General features: G+C 66.1%; 15 protein-coding genes and 1 tRNA gene. 12 read left to right on the top strand and 4 right to left on the bottom strand.

Going from position 1 to position 15,052, the window contains the following annotated elements:
- Positions 1-43: 43 nt before the first annotated feature.
- Genes AC1DKQ_RS01825 through AC1DKQ_RS01815 form a run of 3 tightly spaced genes read right to left on the bottom strand, consistent with a single transcriptional unit; the run spans position 44 to position 2,168 of the window.
- The gene (locus AC1DKQ_RS01825; RefSeq protein ID WP_476882625.1) at positions 44-298 is read right to left on the bottom strand and encodes a PspC domain-containing protein; all 255 of its coding nucleotides are present in this window, start codon (positions 296-298) and stop codon (positions 44-46) included.
- A gap of 3 nt (positions 299-301) precedes the next feature.
- Complete coding sequence (locus AC1DKQ_RS01820) at positions 302-565, bottom strand: hypothetical protein (RefSeq protein ID WP_476882626.1); 264 nt, start codon at positions 563-565, stop codon at positions 302-304.
- 1 nt (position 566) lies between these two features.
- Positions 567-2,168 (bottom strand): PspC domain-containing protein, encoded by a 1,602-nt coding sequence (locus AC1DKQ_RS01815; RefSeq protein ID WP_476918039.1) that lies wholly within the window; start codon positions 2,166-2,168, stop codon positions 567-569.
- A 124-nt stretch (positions 2,169-2,292) separates the two neighbouring features.
- On the opposite strand from AC1DKQ_RS01815, the gene AC1DKQ_RS01810 reads away from it, so the two are divergent.
- A complete protein-coding gene (locus tag AC1DKQ_RS01810; protein ID WP_476918038.1) occupies positions 2,293-3,690 on the top strand; it encodes an ATP-binding protein in 1,398 nt (465 codons plus the stop codon).
- 23 nt (positions 3,691-3,713) lie between these two features.
- Complete coding sequence (locus AC1DKQ_RS01805) at positions 3,714-4,385, top strand: LuxR C-terminal-related transcriptional regulator (protein WP_476882629.1); 672 nt, start codon at positions 3,714-3,716, stop codon at positions 4,383-4,385.
- Between the two features lie 83 nt (positions 4,386-4,468).
- Here AC1DKQ_RS01805 and AC1DKQ_RS01800 read toward each other — a convergent pair whose 3' ends face one another.
- Positions 4,469-5,686, bottom strand: a complete 1,218-nt coding sequence (locus AC1DKQ_RS01800; protein WP_476882630.1) for a pyridoxal phosphate-dependent aminotransferase — start codon at positions 5,684-5,686, stop codon at positions 4,469-4,471.
- Positions 5,687-5,963: 277 nt separating this feature from the next.
- On the opposite strand from AC1DKQ_RS01800, the gene AC1DKQ_RS01795 reads away from it, so the two are divergent.
- From AC1DKQ_RS01795 to AC1DKQ_RS01750, 10 genes are all read left to right on the top strand, one after another.
- Positions 5,964-6,036, top strand: a tRNA-Trp gene (locus AC1DKQ_RS01795).
- A gap of 79 nt (positions 6,037-6,115) precedes the next feature.
- Complete coding sequence (gene secE, locus AC1DKQ_RS01790) at positions 6,116-6,400, top strand: preprotein translocase subunit SecE (protein WP_090952848.1); 285 nt, start codon at positions 6,116-6,118, stop codon at positions 6,398-6,400.
- A gap of 112 nt (positions 6,401-6,512) precedes the next feature.
- Positions 6,513-7,406: a transcription termination/antitermination protein NusG gene (gene nusG / locus AC1DKQ_RS01785; RefSeq protein WP_476882631.1), complete on the top strand. Its 894-nt coding sequence runs from the start codon at positions 6,513-6,515 to the stop codon at positions 7,404-7,406.
- Between the two features lie 130 nt (positions 7,407-7,536).
- Positions 7,537-7,968, top strand: a complete 432-nt coding sequence (gene rplK, locus AC1DKQ_RS01780; protein ID WP_018773647.1) for a 50S ribosomal protein L11 — start codon at positions 7,537-7,539, stop codon at positions 7,966-7,968.
- 183 nt (positions 7,969-8,151) lie between these two features.
- A complete protein-coding gene (gene rplA / locus AC1DKQ_RS01775; protein WP_476882632.1) occupies positions 8,152-8,859 on the top strand; it encodes a 50S ribosomal protein L1 in 708 nt (235 codons plus the stop codon).
- A 193-nt stretch (positions 8,860-9,052) separates the two neighbouring features.
- On the top strand, positions 9,053-10,216 hold the full coding sequence (locus tag AC1DKQ_RS01770; protein ID WP_476918037.1) for a GNAT family N-acetyltransferase: 1,164 nt from the start codon (positions 9,053-9,055) through the stop codon (positions 10,214-10,216).
- Between the two features lie 171 nt (positions 10,217-10,387).
- Positions 10,388-11,497, top strand: coding sequence for a GNAT family N-acetyltransferase (locus AC1DKQ_RS01765; RefSeq protein ID WP_476882634.1), 1,110 nt, complete (start codon positions 10,388-10,390; stop codon positions 11,495-11,497).
- Positions 11,498-11,833: 336 nt separating this feature from the next.
- Positions 11,834-12,427: a 50S ribosomal protein L10 gene (gene rplJ, locus AC1DKQ_RS01760; protein WP_476882635.1), complete on the top strand. Its 594-nt coding sequence runs from the start codon at positions 11,834-11,836 to the stop codon at positions 12,425-12,427.
- A gap of 77 nt (positions 12,428-12,504) precedes the next feature.
- Positions 12,505-12,879, top strand: coding sequence for a 50S ribosomal protein L7/L12 (gene rplL / locus AC1DKQ_RS01755; RefSeq protein WP_476882636.1), 375 nt, complete (start codon positions 12,505-12,507; stop codon positions 12,877-12,879).
- Positions 12,880-13,118: 239 nt separating this feature from the next.
- Positions 13,119-14,957 (top strand): bifunctional metallophosphatase/5'-nucleotidase, encoded by a 1,839-nt coding sequence (locus AC1DKQ_RS01750; protein ID WP_476918036.1) that lies wholly within the window; start codon positions 13,119-13,121, stop codon positions 14,955-14,957.
- The last annotated feature ends 95 nt before the right edge of the window (positions 14,958-15,052 follow it).

The following is a 15,052-nucleotide window of genomic DNA, read 5'->3' as shown; positions in this document are numbered from 1 at the left end:
CCGCGGGGGCGGGAAGGCCTGTGATCGCGGCCTGTGGTCGACGTCAGGGCCGGGAGGAACGCTTCGAGAGGAAGCTTTCGAGGGCGATTGCATTGCGCTGGTCCGGCAGGAGCAGCCACGCCACGATGTAGACGACGAATGCCGGCCCGGGGAGCAGGCCCAGGAGCAGGTAGGCGATCCGGACGTAGGCCACATCAACATTTAGTTTGGCGGCAATGCCGCCGCAGACGCCGCCAAGCCAGCGCTGCGGACCACGTTTCAGGCCGAAGCCCCGGATGGTGTCGAAGAATTTATCCATGGTTCAAGACTTCCCTGTCGTTGACTTATTGTCACGCCTGCGTGCCGAGACCAGTCCGCCCACGATCAGGGCGGCCCCGGCTCCGATCATCAGCCCGATCAGGACATAGGTGCCGTTGAGGGCCACGATGCCGAGCCGGGAAATGATGATCAGCGCGGCCAATGCCACCACTGTCAGTCCCCAGACAACCGTGCCCACCCGGGCGGGGGAGCCCGCTTCCAAGTCCTGCCCGGCGGCGTCCGGCCGCGAGTCGTCATAGCTGCTCATGTCAGTTGCCTTCCTTGATGGTCACGTTGCTGACGGTGCCGGAGATCTTCAGGACCATCCGGGCCCCCGGCTGCGAGGTGTTGTAGTCGGTTTGCTGCTTCGTCATGCCGCCGCGGTCCTGGTTGCCGTCGTGGAGGTTGCCCATGGTCATGTCCGCCTGGACCTGCACGGGGACGGTGGCGGGGATGACAACGGTGAGGTTGCTGGCCGTCGCGTCGATCGGAACAACGACGTCGGAGCCCAGGGGCGGATGCAGCGCCAGCTTGGTCAGGTCCACAGTCCCAGCGCCGCCGGTGATTTCGAAGCCGCCGCTGGCCTGTTCAATATTCGACGGCGTCCAGTCGGCGTTCTGGAAACGGAACCGGTCCCCGTGCGGTACCACGCTGAAGATTGCGCCGATCAGCAGGGCCACCACCGCGAAGAACCCCAGGATCCCGGAGGTCCGGCCCCGCAACCCGGCGACCAGGATCCCGAGACCCAGGATGGCCGCGCCGATCGCCCAGACCAGGGCATTGCCGGCGTCACCGAGATCGATCACGTGGGCGGCGTCGAGGGCCTTGATGCCGCCGCCCACCAAGAGGGCGGAGCCGACGGTAATGGCGACGGCCGGCGTGCCGGGGCCAGGACTGCGCGGTGCGGCGGGAAGGGGCGGGGTGGCCTCGGATCCCGGGCCAAAGCCGCCGGGCGGAACAGGACCGGTCGGGATGGGGCCAGACGGCGGGGGCGGACCCCAGTCCGGGCCGGAGCCGAAGACTGCGGAGCCGTCGACGGGGCGGCCATAGGCCGGTCCGCCGCCCTGGGCGAACCCTCCAATGGGGAAGCTCCCGGCGGACTGCTGCCCGGCGCCGGTGCGGGAGCTGCCCGCAAAAGTCGCGGCGCCGGCCGGGCTGCTGGACTCGTAGCGCGCTGGCATGGGATTGGCTCCGTTCCGGATCTTATTGCGCTGTGTCAGGTAGTAGACGAGGTAGATGGCGCCGCCCACCCAGAAGACGGTCCAGACGAAGGCGCCAAAGCCGAAGCGGTCCCAGCCCCAGACACCGCTGCCCAGGCTGGGGAAACCGACAACCGAGGTGATGAGGGCCCCGGTCATGCCGGCCGTCCACCGTCCTGCGGCGGCCTCCTGGACGTGAATGCGGCCGTCAGGTTCGGGCAGCAGCGCCCAGGCCAGACCGTAGGCGAGGACGCCGATTCCGGCGAAAATGGTCAGGACGATCAGGACGCCGCGAATGATCAGGGGATCGACGCCGAGACGGTGGGCTATGCCGCTGGCCACACCGCCGATCCAGCGGTCGCGGCCGCGGTGGATGCCCTGGCTGCGGATCCAGTCGAAGAAGTTCTGTGACTGCCGGCCGGGGAACGGTCCATTCGGGTCGCCGGGCGGGTAAAGCGGCGGCGGCTCCATCGGCGGCGGGCCGACCGGTCCGGAGCCTTCCGGAGGGCCGGCGGGCTGGTTTGTGGCTGGACGTTCTGTGTCCGGGGCTCCTGCGTCCGGAAGTTCTGGGTCCGGACGTCCTGTGTCTGGACGTTCTGCGGAGGGTGAGTCCGTGGCTGGCCGGTCTGCGGAAGCCGGGCCTTCATCGGGGTGCGGAGTGTGCGGGTTCATACTTCGATCCTTCCCGTTCCCGGCGCCGGGTTCTACTGGGGAACACCCTGAACGGTCCCTGAGTGGCCCCCGGTTGGGCCCCGAAACGCGTCCGGGGAACCCCGATCCGTGCTTGGATTGATGCATGACAACCGCGCCCGCCCGCCCGCCGCTGGTCCGCAGCAGCGATCGCGTGATTGCCGGCGTTTGCGCAGGCCTCGCCAACCACCTGGGCTGGCCGGTGCGGATGGTCAGGATCGGCATGGCGGTGGCTGCGCTCGCGGGCGGCGCCGGCGTGGCCTTCTACGCCTGGCTCTGGATCATGGTCCCCACAGCGGATGAAAGCGCCCGGCGCAACGCCCGCCGCCCGGCGTCGCCCATCGCCCCGGCAGTCAGCTCCCCGGATGCCCTCGGAATCCCCGCAACCCCGGCAGCCCCCGGCACCCAGGGCACCCCCGGAGTTCCGACAGGGCCCGGGACCCCCGGCACACCCGGGACTCCGACGCCGGGGTCCTGGTGGTCCAAGGTGCCGGGCATGCCCTTCGGCAAGGAGATCCTGCTCGGCGCAGGTCTGTTGCTGGCCGCCGGGATCCTGATCGCCCGGCTCCTCGGCGTCGACGTGCCCCTCGGCACCCTGATCCCGGTCGCGGCGATCCTGGGCGGTGCCGCGATCGCCTGGATGCAACTGGACGAGACCCGCCGGGCGGGGCTGGTGGACAAGACCAAAGCAGACCAGGCTGGCGGCTGGGCGCGCCTCGCAGCCGGGCTCGCCCTCGTGGTGGCCGGCGTCCTGGTGATGGTGTCCGGCTCGGGATCCTGGGAACAGACCTGGCTGGCGCTCCTGGCCTCGGTGGCCGTGCTCGGCGGAGTGGCCCTGGTGCTGCTGCCATGGGGGCTGAAGTTCTGGCGCGACCTGGAAACCGAGCGCGCCGGGCGGGTGCGCGCCACCGAGCGCGCCGAGATCGCCGCCCACCTCCATGACTCCGTGCTGCAGACCCTCGCCCTGATCCAGCGCCGGGCCGGTAACGAGCACGACGTCATCCGGCTGGCCCGCGCGCAGGAGCGGGAACTGCGCGGCTGGCTGTACCGGGACGCCGACAAGGAATCCGGGCAGCTGTCCGCGGGCATCACGTCCGCCGCCGCAGAGGTCGAGGACGCCCTGGGCCACGCGGTCGAAGTGGTCAGCGTGGGGGACTGCGTCATGACCCAGCGCCACGAGGCCCTCGTCCAGGCAGCCCGCGAGGCCATGCTCAACGCCGCACGGCACGGCGGCGGTCCCGTGTCCGTATACCTGGAAGTCACCGACGCCGCCGCAGAAGTTTTCGTCAAGGACAGGGGACCGGGCTTCGACCCGGATGCGGTTCCCCCGGACCGGCTCGGCGTACGGGAATCGATCATCGGCCGGATGAACCGCCACGGCGGCACCGCCGCCATCATCAGCAGCCCGGACGGCACCGAGGTGCGGCTCCGGCTGCCCGCCACCGCCGCATCCGCCGGCGCTGCGGCTGCCGCCAACAACGCCAACGGAGAGGCCAAGCAGTGACCAGCCCAGCACCAGGAAACAAATTGCCAGGAACACCGCCAGGAAACCCGGTACCGGTTCGGGTGGTGATCGTGGACGACCACGCCATCTTCCGCTCCGGATTGAAAGCGGACCTGGACCCGGACATCGTCGTCGCGGGGGAGGCCGGAACCGTGGAGGAGGCAATCGCCGTCATCGCAGCCCAGCGCCCCGACGTCGTGCTGCTTGACGTCCACCTGCCCGGCGGCCGTGGTGGCGGCGGACGCGAGGTCCTGGCCGGCTCGGCGCCGCTGCTGGGCACCACACGGTTCCTGGCCTTGAGCGTCTCCGACGCGGCGGAAGACGTCGTCTCCGTGATCCGGGCCGGCGCGCGCGGCTACGTGACGAAGACAATTTCCGGTGCGGAGATCAGCGGCGCCGTCCGCAGGGTGGCCGGCGGCGACGCCGTCTTCTCGCCCCGGCTGGCGGGCTTCGTCCTGGACGCGTTCGGCACAGCCCCCGCGGACATCGCCGACGACGAGCTGGACAAGCTCTCGGCTCGCGAGCTAGAAGTGATGCGCCTGATCGCCCGCGGGTACAGCTACAAGGAGGTGGCCAAGGAACTGTTCATCTCGATCAAGACCGTCGAAACCCACGTCTCTGCCGTGCTGCGCAAGCTCCAGCTCTCCAGCCGCCACGAGCTGACCCGATGGGCCGCCGAACGCCGCCTGCTCTAAACCAAATGATGCGCTATCCCTTAGGGTCCTCTTGCCGCGGCAATAGGACCCTAAGGGATAGCGCATCGGGGGGTTGGGACTGCCTACTTCGCCTTGCCGAGGAAGTCCTGCAGGCGGGCAACGCCCGTGGCCAGGTCGTCGTCGCCGAGCGCGTAGGACAGGCGCAGGTAGCCGGACGGGCCGAACGCCTCGCCGGGAACCACAGCGACCTCGACCTCGTCCAGGATCAGCGCCGCGAGTTCGGCAGAGGTTCCCGGCCGCACCGGACCGTTCGCGGACGGGAACTCCTTGCCCAGCAGCGCGCGGACGTCCGCGTACACGTAGAACGCGCCCTTCGGCGTCGGGCAGTCAACGCCGTCAATGGCGTTCAGGCCCGCGACGATTGCTTTGCGCCGGCGGTCAAATGCCACCTTCATCTCATCGACGGCGGTCAACGGCCCGGAAACGGCAGCGAGGGCGGCGACCTGGGGGATGTTGGAAACGTTCGACGTCGCGTGGGACTGCAGGTTGGTGGCGGCCTTGATGACATCAGCCGGCCCAATCATCCAGCCCACGCGCCAGCCGGTCATGGCATAAGTCTTGGCGACGCCGTTGAGGATGACCACCTTGTCGCCGAGCTCGGGAACCGCGGTGGCGATCGACGTGAACGGCACGCCGTCGTACGTCAGGTGCTCGTAGATCTCGTCGGTGACAACCCAGAGGCCCTTGGACGCTGCCCACTGGCCGATCTCTTTGACCTGCTCCGGCGAGTACACGGCACCGGTGGGGTTGGAGGGGGAGACGAAGAGCAGGATCTTGGTGCGCTCCGTGAGGGCCGCTTCCAGCTGGTCAACGGTGACAAGGTAGCCCTGCTCGGGCCCGGCGAAGACCTCCACCGGCACGCCGCCGCCCAGCCGGATGGCCTCGGGGTACGTGGTCCAGAACGGGGTGGGAACAATGACCTCGTCGCCCGGATCCAGGAGGGTGGCGAAGGTGTTGTAGACGGCCTGCTTGCCACCGTTGGTCACCAGCACCTGGGATGCCTCGGCCTTGTAGCCGGAATCCCGGAAGGTCTTGTCTGCGATGGCCTGCTTCAGCTCCGGCAGCCCGCCGGCGGGGGAGTAGCGGTGGTACTTCGGCTGGCTGGCGGCCTCGATGGCGGCCTGCACAATGTAGCCGGGCGTCGGAAAATCGGGTTCCCCGGCGCCGAAGCCGATGACCGGCCGGCCGGCTGCCTTCAGCGCCTTCGCCTTGGCATCGACGGCCAGAGTTGCGGATTCGGCTATGGCGGAAATGCGCTGGGAAATGCGGGCAGCAGACATGGGCGGGTCCGTTCTTCGCTTGCAGCTGGAAGGCTGGATATGGGATTCGACGAAATCTACTCTATGCTGTTCAGCGGATCCCCCGGGGTGCCTGAACGCGAATATGACTGACGGCTGTCAGTTGGTTTGCGAAGACACGCAGGGGTCCGGAAGAGGGCCGGTTCGACGTAGGCGCAGTTGTTGCGTAGACTGGTTCTCCGGTGTTGAAAACACGATGATGGCCTGCGCCTCAGGGAAGCCTGGGGAAAGCGTTGGCCGGAGCGAATTTTCACCCCGAAGGGTAGTGGCGCAATTGGTAGCGCAGCGGTCTCCAAAACCGCAGGTTGCAGGTTCGAGTCCTGTCTGCCCTGCGCATGCTGTTCCGGGTCATCCGGAACAAGCGCAGCAACCATGGTTCAGTTCAGAGCCGGGTATCCGATCATTGCGAGGATGAGTGAGGACCAGGTGACCGAAACAGCTGCCAGCAGCTCCAAAGGCCGCCCCGCCAAGAATGCCGCCAAGCCCGGCTTCTTCGCTCGCATCGCGATCTTCATTCGCCAGGTCATTGGCGAACTGAAGAAGGTCGTCGCACCGACCCGTAAAGAACTGATCAACTACACGCTCGTCGTGCTGGTGTTCGTGACCATCATGATGGTGATCGTCACCCTGCTGGACTTGGCCTTCGGGACCGCGGTCAGCTGGGTCTTCGGCGGCAGCGGCCCCACGAACAGCTAAGGCGACCGGTCCGCAGACTGCGTGGATGCCCGGGAAACCGGAGATTCCACGGAGTGTGCGGAATTGAGTCATTTAAATAGGCATGTTAGGCAATGAGGAAGCAGGAGACCAAGTGTCTGAGCAGGAGCTCGAGGTAACTGAGACTGAGCTGGATAAGAGCCAGGACGCCGCGGTGGAAGCCGCGGAAGAGTCCGAGGCTGTGTCTGCTGCGCCCGATTCCGACGTCACTGACGAGGCCGAAGCCACGGACGAAGTAGCTGCAGAAGAAGACGCAGAGGCAGCAGATGCTGACGCCGTCGTCGCTGTTGATACCGACGCCGAAGGCGCTGAAGACACGGACGCCGAAGACTCTGACGCCGAGGACACTGACGCCGACGCGCTGGCAGCCGCGGCCGCCAAGGCCGAGGTCGATCCCGCCGACGAGTTCAAGGCCAAGCTGCGCCGCCAGGAGGGTGACTGGTACGTCATCCACTCCTACGCAGGCTACGAGAACCGGGTCAAGGCCAACCTTGAGACCCGCATCCAGACCCTGGACATGGAAGATTACATCTTCGAAATCCAGGTGCCGATGGAGGAAGTCGTTGAGATCAAGAACGCTCAGCGCAAGGTCATCAACCGCGTCCGCATCCCCGGTTACGTCCTGGTCCGCATGGACCTGACGGACGCTTCCTGGGGCGCCGTCCGCCACACCCCCGGCGTCACCGGCTTTGTGGGCAACGCCCACAACCCGGTCCCGCTGCGCCTTGATGAGGTTTTCTCCATGCTCGCCCCGGTCTTCGAAGAAGAACAGGCCGAGAAGGGCAAGCCGGTCAAGCACGCCGCCGCCCAGGTCGACGTCGACTTCGAGGTTGGCGAGTCCGTCATCGTCAAGGAAGGCCCGTTCGAGACCCTCCCCGCGACGATCTCCGAGATCAAGATCGATTCCCAGACCCTCGTGGTGCTGGTGTCCATCTTCGAGCGCGAGACTCCGGTCACCCTGGCGTTCAACCAAGTCAGCAAGATCTAGCTGTTCCCTTTAGAATTCGCCCCGGGCTGCCCGCTTAGCAGCCACGGAGCGGCCGGCCGCCTTGCCATGGCGGCCACCAACCTGAGGCACGCTCCTGTGCCCCAGGACGTATTTGAGAGAAGGACCTACATTGGCTCCCAAGAAGAAGGTCACCGGCCTCATCAAGCTGCAGATCCAGGCAGGTGCCGCTAACCCGGCCCCGCCGATCGGTCCTGCGCTTGGCCAGCACGGTGTCAACATCATGGAATTCTGCAAGGCGTACAACGCTGCGACGGAAGCCCAGCGCGGCAACGTTATCCCCGTGGAGATCACGGTCTACGAAGACCGTTCCTTCACGTTCATCACCAAGACCCCGCCGGCTGCAGAGCTCATCAAGAAGGCTGCAGGCGTCGCCAAGGGTTCAGCTACCCCGCACACCGTCAAGGTTGCCAAGCTGACCCAGGCCCAGGTCAACGAGATCGCCACCACCAAGATGGAAGACCTCAACGCCACCAGCCTCGAAGGCGCAGCGAAGATCATCGCCGGTACCGCCCGCTCCATGGGTATCACCGTCGAGGGTTAATTCCCCACCGCTGATGCGCCGGGTTCGGGAAACCGGGCACGACGACCGTCAGCACCGCCGGCCAGCCGGCACCACCTAAACAATGAAAAGCGGAATTCCGGAAGTTAAACCAGCCGGAATACCGCCTGTGGCAGGGCCCAGCGCGGTCCGCAGACCACAACTGCACAAGGAGAAATAAGCAGCATGGCAAAGCGCAGCAAAGCATATGAGGCAGCCGCCGCCAAGATCGACGCGGAGAAGTTCTACGCGCCGTTCGAGGCAGTGACGCTCGCCAAGGACACCAACCCGTCCAAGTTCGACGCCACCGTTGAGGTCGCTTTCCGCCTGGGCGTTGACCCTCGCAAGGCCGACCAGATGGTCCGCGGCACCGTTATCCTGCCCCACGGCACCGGTAAGACCGCCCGCGTCCTCGTCTTCGCAACGGGCGACAAGGCTGAGGCTGCAATCGCAGCCGGCGCCGACTTCGTTGGTTCCGATGACCTGATCGAAAAGATCTCCGGCGGCTGGACCGACTTCGACGCCGCCGTCGCCACCCCTGACCTCATGGGCAAGGTTGGCCGCCTCGGTAAGGTCCTGGGTCCGCGTAACCTGATGCCGAACCCGAAGACCGGCACCGTGACCGCTGACGTCGCGAAGGCAGTCAACGACATCAAGGGCGGCAAGATCGACTTCCGCGTCGACAAGCACTCGAACCTGCACTTCATCATCGGCAAGGTTTCCTTCGACGCCCTGAAGCTGGCCGAGAACTACGCCGCCGCACTGGAAGAGGTGCTTCGCCTCAAGCCGTCCGCTTCCAAGGGCCGCTACATCCAGAAGGCAACCGTCGCCACCACGTTTGGCCCGGGCATCTCGGTGGACCCCAACGTCACCAAGGTCCTGACCGAGGTCTAGTCCTCACCGGATCTTCAGTGCCGCCAGCAACACGGGCGTCACCAGGTCCAGCGAAAGGCCGTCCCGCAACTGCGGGGCGGCCTTTCGGCGTTTCGGCGCCTGACAACACTGGAGCCTTGAAATCACCCGCGCCGTGACATCATCGGCGTCCCGAACCCTTGGTGCCGCCGGTCTTGCCGGTTAGGCTGTCCCGGTGATTACGCCGTCGTACCTCATCGAGCAACTCGCCCTGCCCGCAAGCCTCGATGCCGCTGATGTTGATGCCGACGCAGCGGAGTTCCTGGAATTTATGGAACTCTGCGATGAGCTCGTCCTGCAAACCTGGGGCAACCTTGACCGGTCGATGTCCCCGGCGGCACGCCTTCAGTACTGGCGGGACTCCGCCTACACCCGCACGCGGCTCTTCTTCGTTCGTGTCGACGGGCGTATGGTGGCCAACTCCTGGCTCCGCTGCGAATTGCAGGAGAATCTGGGCAGCGCGCTCCTGCACGTGAGTGTCCTGGACGCCTTCGCCGGCGCAGGGATCGGCCGGGCCCTGCTGGAGCACGCCGAAGCGCTGGCGGCCGAAGACGGGCGGACAGTACTGCAGACCTTCACGGAGCACCCGGCCGACTTCGACCTCGCTGGCCCGGATCTCGTCAGGCCCGCCACGGGGGCAGGCGCGCTGCCGGCCGGCGCACGCGGCGTCCGCTTTGCCGGACAGGCAGGCTACCGGCTGGAGCAAGTCGAACGGTTTAGTACGCTCGACTTCCCGCCCACAGCGGACCTGGACAGCCTGGAACGGGACGCCCAGGCAAGGGCGGGGGAGTACGAGCTGCTGCATTGGACCGATGCATGCCCGGAGGAACATGCCGCCGAGCTCGCGGTGCTGATGTCGCGCATGAGCACCGACGCTCCCACTGGCGCGCTGAGCTACGAGCCGGAAATCTGGGACGTCGCCCGGGTCCGCCACGTAGAGGACACCTGGCGGCGGGCCGGCCAGTCCGCCCTGGTGGTGGCGGCACGGCACCGGGGCACCGGTGAACTGGCCGCCTACACCGTTCTCCAAACAGCAGCCGACAAACCCTGGCTGGCCAGCCAGGACGACACCCTCGTCGCGGCGAGCCACCGCGGCCACCGGCTCGGCCTGCTCATCAAGATCCTTAATCTGAGGCTGCTGGGTGAGGCCTATCCCGCAGTGCGGCGCGTCCTGACCTACAACGCCGCCGAAAACGATCACATGCTCCGCATTAACATTGCACTGGGATTCAAGCCCGCGGGCTACGACGGCGAGTGGCAGCGGACCACGGCCGGCGACGGCACTGAACTGACGTCACTGTCACTGACCGCACCGGTCACTGACCGATCCGGCAACTGACGGCACCCGCAGCTGACTGCCCGCGGCGGCCGGGCACGGAATGGGACGGAAACTGCCCGGCGTCACCAATGGAACAGCGGCCCAAACCAGCATATGCTGGCGGTTGAAAGCCCGGTGTGAGCCGGGCCGGACCGATGGTGGGTGGCACAAACGGCTGGGATGATGCCCTCTATGGCAAACGAAGTACGGATTGAGCAGCTGTGGATCCCCGATTCCCTTGACGCGCCCGATGCCGCCGACTTCCTCGCCGCCATCGAAGTGGGGCGGCGGGTCCGGATGCAGACCTGGGGCACGGACGACCTCGCTTACGCGCCGCAGGAGAAGCTTCTGGAGATGGCGGACCCCTACGAACGCCAGGTGATCCTCGTTGCCAAGATCGACGGCGTCATTGTCGGGACGGCGGACATCGCGCTGCCGCTCATGGACAACCTCGACCTCGCCGAATTCACGCTCGATATCCTTCCGGAGTTCCGGCGCCAGGGCGTGGGCAGGCAGCTGCTGGAGGCCGCGGAACACTTCGCCCGGGACGAAGGCCGCCACACGATCCTGATCGACACCAACCATCCGGGATCAACCCTGACGGACCCGGATGCCGAACAGCTCGTGCCCGGCAGCGGCGTCGGGTTTGTTCCGTTGGGGAGCCGTGACGTCGAATTTGCCCGCCACACCGGCTACACCCTCCAGCACATCGAACAGTTCAGCTCCTGCTCGCTGCCGCTGGACACCAAGCTCGTCGCCGAACTCGAAGCCGAGGCCGAGGAAGCCAATGCCGGCCGCTACCGTCTGCACCACTGGACAGACCGGTGCCCCGATCAGTGGCTGGAGGCCGTCGCCGCCCTTGAGAATCAGGCCGGCGAGGACGAAGTGCCGGGGCCGGATGCCCAGGAAATGGTGTTCGACGGCGGCATCCTCCGGGAGGCGGAGGAGGTCACCATAGCCCAGGGCCGCCGGACGGTGGTCACCGCCGTCGAGCACATCACCAGCGGAACGCTCGTGGGCCTGACCACCATCAGTGTTCTGGCCCTGCGCCCGGACGTCGTCTTCCAGGACGACACTGTGGTGCTGCAGGAACACCGCGGCAACAAACTCGGGCTGCTGATCAAGGTCGCCAACATGGAACGGCTGAGCGAACAGTTCCCGGACGCCCGGGTCCTGTACACGTGGAATGCTCCGGAGAACCGCTACCTCCTGAAGGTCAACCAGCAGCTCGGATTTACGACGGCGGGGGTGACGGGTCTCTGGCAGAAAGAGCTCCCCAACTTCGGGCCTGCCGTCAGCTGAGGGCGCGGGCCGGCGGCGTGCTCAGCTGTGCCCGCTAGGCCCGATTTGGAACACACGCGCCGCGTCCCGTAAGCTTGGAGGACCAAAGACCGTCGGTTGTTGGAAATCCACTCTCCCAAGCAAGACTCACTTCTGCAGTCGCGCCGGGAGAGCGCAGTGGTTTTCCGGACGAAGGACCCTGAACATAGGGCGGCCGGCGCAGGTGAACGAAGCAAAGCTCCGCGGTCATGGACCGCGTCGAGACAAGCCCCGTGCATCTGCGCGGGGCGTTTTTTAGTTTTAGCTCTTTTTGAGCGGGGACCCGGACACACCGGCACTATCCCCGGAAGGAGGGTTATGGCAACGCCTAGCAAGGTTTCAGCAGTAGCTGAGATCACTAACGATTTCAAGGAATCGAACGCCGCTGTCCTGACCGAATACCGCGGGCTCACCGTTGCACAGCTCAAGCAGCTGCGTGTCTCTCTCGGCCAGGACACCAAGTTCTCGGTCGTCAAGAACACCCTGACCGCTATTGCAGCCAAGGAAGCTGGTGTCGCAGCATTTGACGATCAGCTCGCCGGCCCCACTGCAATCGCGTTCATCAAGGGTGACGCAGTTGCCGCTGCCAAGAGCCTGACGGATTTTGCCAAGGCTAACAAGCAGCTGGTCATCAAGACCGGTTACTTCGAGGGCAAGGCACTGAACGCCAGCGAAGTTGCTGCCCTGGCAGCACTCGAGTCCCGTGAGCTGCAGCTCGCTAAGGTTGCAGGCATCCTCAAGGCTCCTGCTGCCGCTGCTGTACGCATCATCGACGCACTGCGCCTCAAGCTTGAAGAAGAGAACGGTGCGCCGGCAGAAGCCGAAGCCCCCGCCGCTGAAGAAGCTCCCGCAGCAGATGCAGCAGCCGAGGCCGAAGCACCGGCCGAAGCCGCAGCCCCCGAAGAGAACTAGTCCTCTTCTCCATAAGACTCCGGTGCGACAGTGAGCCTCAGGCCTGCCGCGCACCACTATAGGAAGGACGCCACACCATGGCGAAGCTCACCAACGAAGAGCTCATTGAAGCTTTCAAGGAACTGACCATCATCGAGCTCTCCGAGTTCGTCAAGCTCTTCGAAGAGACCTTTGAAGTAACCGCTGCTGCTGTTGCCGTTGCTGGCCCCGCTGCCGGCGGCGCTGCAGAAGAAGAAGAGCAGACTGCATTCGACGTCGTCCTGGAGCACCCGGGCGACAAGAAGATCGCAGTGATCAAGGAAGTTCGCGCCATCACCTCCCTGGGCCTCAAGGAAGCCAAGGACCTGGTTGACAGCGCTCCCAAGGCTGTTCTCGAAGGCGCCACCAAGGAAGCTGCCGAGAAGGCAAAGGCCCAGCTCGAAGAAGCTGGCGCCCGCGTTACCCTCAAGTAACTCCCGCCGTCCGGATCCTTCGCGATCCGCACTGCTCGAAGGAAACCCCGTCCACTCCGGTGGGCGGGGTTTCCTGCGTTCCCGCCTCCCCGGGCCGGAAACCGGATTCCCGCGGGCGCCGGTGAACGGCACCCAAGGATTCGGCAAAGTTTTACCGATACCCCTGTCGCAGTTGATGGTGCGACCCTAGACTTTGGATTTGTGCCCACCGGCCCCCAACGTTCAGGAGTTCACCCACAATGACGAACCCAAACACTTCCCCCTCCCGTCGCGCGATGCTCGCGGCAGCCATCGTGGGCGGGGGCGCAGCCGCCGCCGCGCTGGCCGGGGCCCCGGCGGCGCAGGCCGGCCCCGGCCAGGCAAGTACCAAGAAGCAGTTCACCCTGACGGTGCTTGGCACCACGGATCTGCACAACAACGTCTTCAACTGGGATTACTTCAAGGACGTCCCCTATGCCGACGGGGCCGGGAACAAGATCGGGATTGCCCAGGCAGCGACCCTGATCAAGGCCATGCGGGCCGAGCGCGGCGCGGCCAACACGCTGACCATCGACGCCGGCGACACCATCCAGGGCACGCCCCTGGCCTACTACTTCGCCAAGATCAACCCCATCTCGGCAACGGTGAAACATCCCATGGCGCTGGCCATGAACGCCATCGGCTATGACGCCGCGGGGCTGGGCAACCACGAGTTCAACTACGGCATCGGGCTCCTGCGCACCTGGGAGCGGCAACTGGACTTCCCGCTGCTGGGCGCCAACGTCCACGACGCCGTCACCGGCGGCCGGGCCTTCACCCCCTACGTCTTGAAGCGGATCAAAACGGACAGCGGCTGGCTGACGGTCGGCCTGGTGGGCCTGGTGACGCCGGGCTGCGCGCTCTGGGACCGGGACAACGTCCAGGGCAAGCTCGATTTCAACGGCATCGTCGAAGAGGCCAGGACCGTCATCCCGCAGCTTAAGGCCGCCGGGGCCGACGTCGTGATCGTCACGAGCCATTCGGGCGCGACTCCCGGATCCTCCTACGGCGACGCCCTGCCGTTCCCCGAGAACGCGTCCACCCAGCTCGCCGAGGAAGTCCCGGGCATCGACGCCATCCTGGTCGGGCACGCCCATCTGGAGATCCCCGAGCGCTTCGTCACGAACAAGGCCACGGGCAAGCAGGTGCTCCTGACCGAGCCGCTCAAGTGGGGCATGCGCGTGTCCGTCATGGACCTGGAGCTCGTCAAGGAAAAGGGGCAGTGGACCGTCACCGCGGCGCATTCGCTGCTATTGGACGCCAAGACCGTCGACGCCGATTCCGCCGTCGTCCGGGCCGTTCAGGCCGGCCACGAGGCGACGGTGAACTACGTCAACAAGGTCATCGGGACCTCCACGGCACCGCTCAGCACGGCCACCGCCTGCTGGGAAGATTCCGCCGCGATCGACGCCATCAACTACGTCCAGGCCAGCACCATCAAGGCCGAGCTCGCCAATACGTCCGCGGCGGGGCTGCCGGTCTTGTCCATCGCGGCGGCCTTCTCCCGTGCTGTGGACGTCAAGGCCGGACCGCTGACCATCCGCGATGTCGCGGGACTGTACATCTTCGACAACACGCTGCTCGCCATCAAGGTCACCGGAGCGCAGGTCAAGGCCTACCTGGAGTGGTCAGCGCAGTACTTCAAGCCGGTGACCGCCACCACCGCCAGGGCACAAGACGTCACCAACGCCGTCACGGCCACGGCTCCGAACGGCACGCCCGACTACAACTACGACGTCGTCTACGGACTCGACGCGCCGCTGAACTATGAGATCGACCTTGCCCGGCCGGCGGGGGACCGGATCGCCAAGCTCAGCTACGGCGGCGAGGCGCTGGCGCCGGAGCAGGAATTCGCTTTGGCCATCAACAACTACCGGCAGAGCGGCGGCGGCAACTTCCCGGCCGTGAAGAGCGCGCCGGTGCTCTCGAACAGCCAGCAGGAGATCCGCCAGCGCATCATCGACTACGTCGTGGACCGCGGCACCCTGGACGTCGCGGTGTTCAGCCAGGCCAACTGGCGGCTCACCGTCAACGGTGCGCCGCTGACGGTTACCGCCTAGTTCCGACTTCCGGCTCCAACAGCAACGCGGGGTCACTTCGCGCCCATCCCGACGGCCGGGATGGGCCGGAAGTGACCCCGCGTTGCTTTTAACCC

The sequence above is a fragment of the Arthrobacter sp. 05L421 genome, assembly GCF_056397785.1.
Note: the sequence above shows the minus strand (reverse complement) of the source record. Positions and strands in the feature narration are given on the sequence as shown.

Coding starts and splice junctions, on each gene's coding strand:
- AC1DKQ_RS01825 (WP_476882625.1), bottom strand. CDS start 298: ATGGATAAATTCTTCGACACCATCCGGGGCTTCGGCCTGAAACGTGGT.
- AC1DKQ_RS01820 (WP_476882626.1), bottom strand. CDS start 565: ATGAGCAGCTATGACGACTCGCGGCCGGACGCCGCCGGGCAGGACTTG.
- AC1DKQ_RS01815 (WP_476918039.1), bottom strand. CDS start 2,168: ATGAACCCGCACACTCCGCACCCCGATGAAGGCCCGGCTTCCGCAGAC.
- AC1DKQ_RS01810 (WP_476918038.1), top strand. CDS start 2,293: ATGACAACCGCGCCCGCCCGCCCGCCGCTGGTCCGCAGCAGCGATCGC.
- AC1DKQ_RS01800 (WP_476882630.1), bottom strand. CDS start 5,686: ATGTCTGCTGCCCGCATTTCCCAGCGCATTTCCGCCATAGCCGAATCC.
- secE (WP_090952848.1), top strand. CDS start 6,116: ATGAGTGAGGACCAGGTGACCGAAACAGCTGCCAGCAGCTCCAAAGGC.
- rplA (WP_476882632.1), top strand. CDS start 8,152: ATGGCAAAGCGCAGCAAAGCATATGAGGCAGCCGCCGCCAAGATCGAC.
- AC1DKQ_RS01765 (WP_476882634.1), top strand. CDS start 10,388: ATGGCAAACGAAGTACGGATTGAGCAGCTGTGGATCCCCGATTCCCTT.
- rplJ (WP_476882635.1), top strand. CDS start 11,834: ATGGCAACGCCTAGCAAGGTTTCAGCAGTAGCTGAGATCACTAACGAT.
- rplL (WP_476882636.1), top strand. CDS start 12,505: ATGGCGAAGCTCACCAACGAAGAGCTCATTGAAGCTTTCAAGGAACTG.
- AC1DKQ_RS01750 (WP_476918036.1), top strand. CDS start 13,119: ATGACGAACCCAAACACTTCCCCCTCCCGTCGCGCGATGCTCGCGGCA.